The 7,169-nt window shown below is 68.3% G+C and carries 6 protein-coding genes and 1 pseudogene; 6 read left to right on the plus strand and 1 reads right to left on the minus strand.

All coding sequences use genetic code 11. The features are described 5' to 3' along the window. The first annotated feature begins 2 nt into the window (after nt 1-2). From A1351_RS19490 to A1351_RS19515, 6 genes are all read left to right on the plus strand, one after another. Nucleotides 3-695, plus strand: a complete 693-nt coding sequence (locus A1351_RS19490; RefSeq protein WP_051465447.1) for a Crp/Fnr family transcriptional regulator — start codon at nt 3-5, stop codon at nt 693-695. A gap of 100 nt (nt 696-795) precedes the next feature. Then, complete coding sequence (locus tag A1351_RS25495; protein ID WP_024880859.1) at nt 796-1,263, plus strand: hypothetical protein; 468 nt, start codon at nt 796-798, stop codon at nt 1,261-1,263. Between the two features lie 77 nt (nt 1,264-1,340). Beyond that, nucleotides 1,341-2,672 (plus strand): tetratricopeptide repeat protein, encoded by a 1,332-nt coding sequence (locus A1351_RS25500; RefSeq protein ID WP_198162454.1) that lies wholly within the window; start codon nt 1,341-1,343, stop codon nt 2,670-2,672. 13 nt (nt 2,673-2,685) lie between these two features. Then, nucleotides 2,686-3,555, plus strand: coding sequence for a FecR domain-containing protein (locus tag A1351_RS19505; protein WP_024880861.1), 870 nt, complete (start codon nt 2,686-2,688; stop codon nt 3,553-3,555). A 39-nt stretch (nt 3,556-3,594) separates the two neighbouring features. After that, nucleotides 3,595-5,829, plus strand: coding sequence for a CHASE2 domain-containing protein (locus A1351_RS19510; protein WP_024880862.1), 2,235 nt, complete (start codon nt 3,595-3,597; stop codon nt 5,827-5,829). Beyond that, nucleotides 5,826-6,518, plus strand: coding sequence for a hypothetical protein (locus A1351_RS19515; RefSeq protein ID WP_024880863.1), 693 nt, complete (start codon nt 5,826-5,828; stop codon nt 6,516-6,518). The genes A1351_RS19510 and A1351_RS19515 overlap by 4 nt, the downstream gene beginning before the upstream one ends. Nucleotides 6,519-6,597: 79 nt before the next feature. Here the strand turns inward: A1351_RS19515 and A1351_RS19520 are convergent. Further along, nucleotides 6,598-7,169 (minus strand): annotated as a pseudogene (locus A1351_RS19520) (cell division protein FtsH); the annotation flags it as partial.

A 7,169-nucleotide genomic window follows, 5' to 3' on the forward strand; every position in this document is an offset into this window, starting at 1 on the left:
CCGTGTCGAATTCTTTGTTACGCATTGCTTATTTCGAGGGGCTCGACCCCGCCGAGGCGGAGCGGATCGCCCGCAAATGCATTTGGCGGCGCGTCGATGAGCGCGAGCTCGTCGTCGATTACGACGACCGCTCGACCGACGTCTATTTCATCGTCTCCGGCGATCTGCGCGTGCTCATCCGCACGCCGGCGGGCAAGGAGGTCATTCTGTGCGACCTCCATCCCGGCCAGATTTTCGGGGAGATGGCGGCGATCGACGGCGCGGAGCGCTCGGCCAATGTCTCGGCTCTGACAAAATCCGAGCTGTGCATCATGCCGTCGAGCGTGTTCAAAACCGTGCTGTTCAGCCAGCCGGCGGTCTGCGAGAAGGTGCTGCGCCTGCTGACGAAGCGCATTCGCGATCTCAACTCGCGTCTGTTCGAGCGCTCCGTGCTCGATCTGCGCCACCGGCTCTATGCCGAGCTGCTGCGTCTCGCTCTGCCGCGCAAGGGCCATGAGGGCCAGTCGATCATCTCGCCGCCGCCGTTGCAGCACGATCTCGCCGCCCGCATCGGCTGCCGGCGCGAGCAGGTCAATCGCGAGGTGCAGGCGATGATCCACGAGGGCCTCGCCGAGAAGATTCGCGGCGGGCTGGTGCTGCTGCGCCCCTCGACGCTGGAGCAGCGTCTGACCGCCTGCCTCGAGCAGGCCGGCTGAACCCGCCTCTGTGCGCTCTCGCACAGAGGCACGGCGGCGCGCCGCTTAGTGTGGCGAGGCTCGCCCCATGCGAGCATTCGACCCGCTAGACGAGCCCGCAATGTCCTTCGCCCTCATTCCGCTTTCCCGATGCGCCGCGCTCTGCGGGCTCGGCCCCCATGAGATGATCGACGGCGCGACGCCCTCGCCTTTTCATCAGTCACTCTATGAGAGCTATCTGATGCTCTGCGATCGCGGCGCGGATTTCGTCCGTGATCTCATCGTTTCCGACATGCGCAGGGCGCTCGACATCGGCGCGACCCGGCTCGCCGCGGAATTGCTGCTGGTGCTCCGGCGCTTCCTCGCGGTTCCGCGCGGCGCTCCGCGCTTCCGGGCGACGCCGCCGGACGCGATGGCGCTCGACGCGGCCCTCGGCGTCATCGAGAGGCTCGCGGCGATGCGTCCCGCGTCCAGCTCGTCGCGTCTCTCCCGATCCGGTCTCGCGCAGGGCGGCCAGCGACAACCGAGAGGTTATTCCGTGGCGCGCCGAGGCGTGGCTTGCGCCCGGCTGCGATTCGAGTCAGCTTGACCGCGCCTTCGGCGAAATTTCTTTTTCTTTCCGCGCCATTGCCGGCGCCGACGAATTTCGCGAGGGGCGGGGCCGTGGTGGATTTGTTTCGACAGACGACTTTGACGGCCGTCCTGCTGTGCGGGGCCATCGTCGCAGGGCCGGCGGCGGCGGAGCCAGAAGAGCGCGCGGAACAGACGCGCCTGTCCGACCATTTGCGGCGGCATCCGACCGACTATGCCGCGACCTATCGTTACGTGCTAATCTCGCGCGATCTCGGCGATCATGAGGCGGCCATAGGCGCGCTCGAGCGCCTGCTCGCCTTCGATCCGTCGCTGGCGCGAGCGCGCAAGGAGCTGGGCCTGCTCTACGCCCGCCTCGGCGCCTATCAGACCGCGGCGCTGCATTTGCGCGCCGCGCTCGAGGCGCCCGATCTCGATCCCGCGCAAAAGGCGCAGATCGAGGGCGTGCTGCCGGATGTCGAGCGGCAGAGCGAATCGAGCCGCTGGTCGGCGCGGCTGCAGACGGGACTGCGCTCGCAGTCCAACGCCTCCTTCTTTCCGACCGATGGGCTGTTCATGGTCGGCGGCGTCGGCGTGCTGTCGCCTGCGCCGCGCCGCGCCGACTTCAACGCATTCGAGCGCGTCGACATCGCCAATGACACGGATCTCGACGCCGCGCGCTCGGCGCAGCTGGAGACACGCTTCAAGGGCTACGCCACGCAGCAATTCCATCTGGCGAGCTATAATGTCGGGGTCTTCGGCGTTTCCGCCGGGCCGCGCTTCGCGCTCGAGGAGAATTTTCTCCCCGGAGCCAGCGTCAAGCCCTATGTCACCGGCCTCACCTCTTATGTCGGCGGCGGCAATTTCCTCAATTCCGGCGGCGCCGGCGTCGTCGCGCGGCTGCCGCTCGCCGGCGCGGCGCTCACCCTCGAGCCCGGCGTCGAATATCGCTATCTCGGCGTCTCCATCGGCGGCCCCTTCGCCTCGCTGAGCGCCATCTCCACCGGCAGCGCCATCACCGCCTCGATCGGGACGATCTGGCGTCATTCCGACGCGCTGCGGCTGGAGACGCGCGCCGCCTTCACGCGCCACAGCGCCGATCTGCGCTCGCAATCCTTCGACGAGATCGACGCGCAGGCGCTGGCGCGGATCGATTTCGATCCGCCTTTCGCCGCGCTCGGCCTCAAATGGTCGATCGCGCCCTATGGCCGCATTTTCCAGCTCGCCTTCGGCGCCGTCGATCCGATGGTCGATCCCTGGCGGCCGCGCCGCGATGTCGGCTGGGCGGCGGGCGTGCTGGTGGAGGCGCCGGTCACGCGCGAGATCGGCCTCTCGGCCGCTTTCGAATACGCCCGCAACGAGTCCAACCTGCCGAATTTCCGCACGGATAATCTTTCCGTATGGTTCGGCCCGGTGGCGCGATTCTGAAGGAGGAGGCCCGATGTCCAGAATGGCGCAGAGAATCGCTATAGCGGCTCTGCTCGCGGCGACCGCCTCCGGCGCCCTGGCCGAGGCGGTCGGCAATGTCGGCGCGGTCAATCAGAGCGCGAAGAGCGCGCCTCCCGGAGCGCCGGCCCGACCGCTGACGCTGGGCGCCGATATCGTCGATCGCGAGCGCGTCGAGACCGGCGCCGAAGGCGGCGCGCAAATCGTCTTTCGCGATTCCTCCACTTTGTCGATCGGCCGTAGCAGCCAGGTGACGATCGACCGTTTCGTCTATTCGGGCGGCGGCGGCGAGCAGGCCGTGTCCATGGCCAAGGGCGCGCTGCGCTTCGTCGGCGGCGGCGTCAGCCATGGCGGCGGCGCCGAGCTGCGCATCCCTTCGGCGACGATCGGCGTGCGCGGCGGCGCGGCGCTGATCGCGCTCGACGAGCCGGGCTGCGGCGCGCTCGTCATCAATCAGTACGGCGTGCTGACCATCGCCGCGCGAGGCGCGGCCCGCAGTCTGTCGCGCCCAGGCGTCGGCCTGTGCGTCTCCGCCGAGGGCGAGCTGGGCGAGCCCGCCCTCTTCGGCATCGAGACGATCCGCCGGCTGACCGCCCGGCTGGCGAGCGGCCCCGGCCAGCACGCCGGGGCGAAGCGCGCGCCATCGGCGCAGGAGGCCGAGCTCGGATTGGACGACGCCCGCCCGCCGCTCGGCCTCGCCGCCATCGATCAGCAGCCGGGGCTCGAGACTCTGAGCCCGTTCTGGACGGGGCAGGCGCTGGCGCGCAGCAAGGCGAGCGTCCATCATCAGCCCCTGCCGCCGACCGAGCCGAGCGAGGACTACTATTATTACGCCCCGCCCGATCCCGGCGGCCCGGTTCTATAAGCGATCTGACGAAGACTCGTTCCGAGAAGGGAGGCGCGATTGAAACGGTCGCGGCGACGCAGGCCGGCCTATCTCCTCGCGACGGCCGCAGCGGCGCTCGGCATCGTTGCGATCGGCCGGCTGCAGCCGCCGGCGCTGGACGATCTGCGCAATTTCGTCTTCGACTCGTTTCAGCGCCTCGCTCCGCGCCCTTATGATCCCGGCCTTCCCGTGCGCGTGATCGCGGTGGACGAGGAGAGCCTCGCCGCCTTCGGCCAATGGCCGTGGCCGCGCACGCGGCTCGCCGCGCTCGTCGATAAGCTCGCCGAAGCGGGCGCGGCGGCCGTCGCCTTCGATATCGTCTTCGCCGAGACGGATCAGACGAGCCTCGATCATTATGCGCAACGCCTGCCGGACGGTCCCGCCAAGACGCAGATCGCCGCCATCGCCGCCGACGCCATTCCCAATGACCAGATTTTCGCGCGATCCATCGCCGCCGCGCCGGCGGCGCTCGGCCTCACCCTCTCCGGCGCCGGGCAAAAGCGAGCGCCGCCGCAAAAGGCGGGCGTCGCCATCGCCGGCGACGATCCTTCCGCCTTCCTCGCCGAATTCCCCGCCGCCGTCGCGCCGATCGCGGAGCTGGCGGCGGCGGCGCGCGGCCTCGGCGCGACCAATTGGGCGCCCGATCGCGACGGCGTCGTGCGCCGCATTCCGCTGCTCGCCATAGGACCCGGCGGCGGCGTCACGCCCTCCCTCGCTCTAGAGGCGCTGCGCGTCGCCCAGGGCGCCTCGACGATCATCGTCCGCTCCTCCAACGCCAGCGGCGAGACGGCCTTCGGAAAGCAGACCGGCGTCAATGCGGTCAAGGTCGGCGCCTTCGAGATCGCCGTCGGCGCCGCAGCGGACATTCGCCCGCGCTATGGCGCCGAGGCGCCTCGGCGTCTCGTCTCGGCGGCCGCCATTCTCGAGGATCGCGCCCCGCGCGACGAGATCGACGGGCGCATCCTCTTCATCGGCACCACCGCCGTCGGCCTCGGCGATATTCGCGCGACGCCGTTGCAGCCGACCATTCCCGGCGTCGAAATTCATGCGCAGATTCTCGAATCGCTGCTCTCGGGCGCGCTGCTGTCGCGGCCCGATTGGGCCAATGGCCTCGAGCTCGTCGTCGCCGGCGCCGCTTTCATCCTCATCGCTGCGCTGCTGCCGCTGGTCGCGCCTTTGATTTCGGCGCTCGCCGCGACCGGCTTGATCGGCGCGCTCTTCGCAGCGTCTTTCCTTGCTTTCGATCGCTACGGCCTGCTCATCGATGCCGCCTTCTCCAGCCTCTCGGTCGCGCTCGCCTATGGCGTCGGCGCTGTGGCGCTATGGCGCCAGGATCAAGCCGCGCGGCGCCATGTGCATATGGCCTTCGGCAAATTCATCGCGCCCGCCGTCGTCGAAGGCCTCGTCGAGCATCCCGAGCGGCTGGTGCTCGGCGGCGAGACGCGCGAGCTCACCGTGCTGTTCTCCGATCTGCGCGATTTTTCGACCATCTCCGAGGGACTGAGCGCGCAAGAGCTCACACATTTCATGAACGCCTATCTGACGCCGATGACCGACGCCATTCTCGATCGCGAAGGCACGGTCGACAAATATATCGGCGACGCCATCATGGCGTTCTGGAACGCGCCGCTCGATATCGCCGATCATCCGCGCAAGGCCATTCGCGCCGCGCTCGAGATGCGCGCGGCGATGACGCGCTTCAACGGCGAGCGCGCGGCCGAGGCCGGGCGCGAAGGACGCGCCTATCGGAAGGCGGCGATGGGCATAGGACTCAATCTGGGGCCGTGCAGCGTCGGCAATATGGGCTCGACGCGACGCTTCGACTATTCGATCCTCGGCGACGTGGTGAACCTCACATCGCGGCTCGAAGGACTGTGTAAATGGTTTCGCGTGGATATTCTCGTTTCCGGCGATTTGCGTGACGCCGCCGCTGATTTCGCCTGGCTCGATCTCGGCGCGGCGCAAGTCGTCGGACGCTCGACGCCGACGCGCATCTACGCGCTCGCCGGCGACGAGAACTTTGCGGCGAGCGAAGCCTTCGTGGCGTGGCGTGACGATCATGTGACGATGATGCGCTATCATGCCGAATGGGACTTCGCCCGCGCCCGCGTCGCGGCGGCGGATTTGAAGGCGTCGGTCGAACCGCATTGGAGTGGTTGCTATATGGCTATGGAACAGCGGCTCGCGGCTCTCGAGGCGGCTCCGCCGGCGAGGACTGGAGGCGCGCCCTTTTGGAAGATGGACAGCAAATGACGGGCGCGACAGTGGAAAACGCGGATGAGACGCGCAGGCTGCGCTATTGGCGGCAAATCGCGGAGGCGCATGAGCCGGGCGCCTATCAGGCGCTCGACGAAGCCTATCGCCAGCCGCATCGCGCCTATCACAGCTGGGCGCATATAGACGAGCTGCTGACAGGGCTCGAGCGTTTCGATTCGCTCGCCACGCGGCCCGATCTCATCGCCGCCGCCATCTTCTGGCACGACGCCGTGCATCTGGCGCGCGACCCGGATGGAAAGACGCGGCTCGACCGGCAGAATGTGCGCGACAGCGTCTCGGCCTTCCGCCGCCACACGGTTCTCACGGGCGGCGAGGCGCAGGCCGTCGAAGATCTGGTGATGGCGACCTCCGATCACGCGCGCGCGCGCGCGACGACGGAGCATTACGCCGGCTTCTCCGGCGATCTCGATCTCTTCGTCGATCTCGATCTCAGCCCGCTCGCCGCGCCTTGGGAAATCTTCGCCGCCAACACGCAGAAGATTCGCTCGGAATCCATCGGCGTCGAGGAGGCCGAATTCGCCGCCAATCAAGCGAAGATGCTGGAGGGGCTGGCGCAGGGCGACAGGCCGGTGTTTCGCCGCGCGGAGACGCGCGCGGCATGGGACGCGACCGCGCGCGTCAATCTCGCGCGCTGCATCGCCGGGCTACGCGCGGCGGGGCGCTGACGCAAAAAGCGCCATCGAGAGGCGCGAAAAAAAGAAAGCCCGGCTCGCGCCGGGCTTTTTTGCTTTCGAGGAAATCCGATCAGACCGGATGCGGCTCCAGCCCATCGGCGTCCGGCTCCGGCGAGGGACGCGCGCCGGCCGTCGGCACGGGCGAGGGACGCGCGGGCGGCGCCGCCGGCGGCACATCCTCGCGCACCGGTATCTTGCCTTGCAGCAGGCCGATCAGCTCGTCGCCGGTCAGCGTCTCGAACTCGAGCAGGCCATTGGCCAGAACGTCGAGATCGGCGCGCTTCTCGGTGAGGATGCGCTTGGCGTCGTCATAGCCTTCCTGCACCAGACGCCGCACCTCCGAGTCGATCGTCTGCTGCGTCGCCTCGGAGAGCGTCTGCGTGCGGCCCATCGAATAGCCGAGGAACTGCTCCTGCTGCGGCTCGGCGTAAGCAACCGTGCCGAGCTTGTCGGAGAAGCCGAGCTGCGTCACCATTGCTCTGGCTATGCGCGTGCATTGCTGAATATCGCTCGCCGCGCCCGACGTCACCTTGTCGTGGCCGAACACCAGCTCTTCCGCGACGCGTCCGCCCATCGCCAATGCGAGCATGGCGATGAGCTGCTCATAGCTCTGCGAGATCTGATCGCGCTCCGGCAGGCCCT

This window comes from Methylosinus sp. R-45379 (assembly GCF_001644125.1).
Lineage (GTDB): Bacteria > Pseudomonadota > Alphaproteobacteria > Rhizobiales > Beijerinckiaceae > Methylosinus.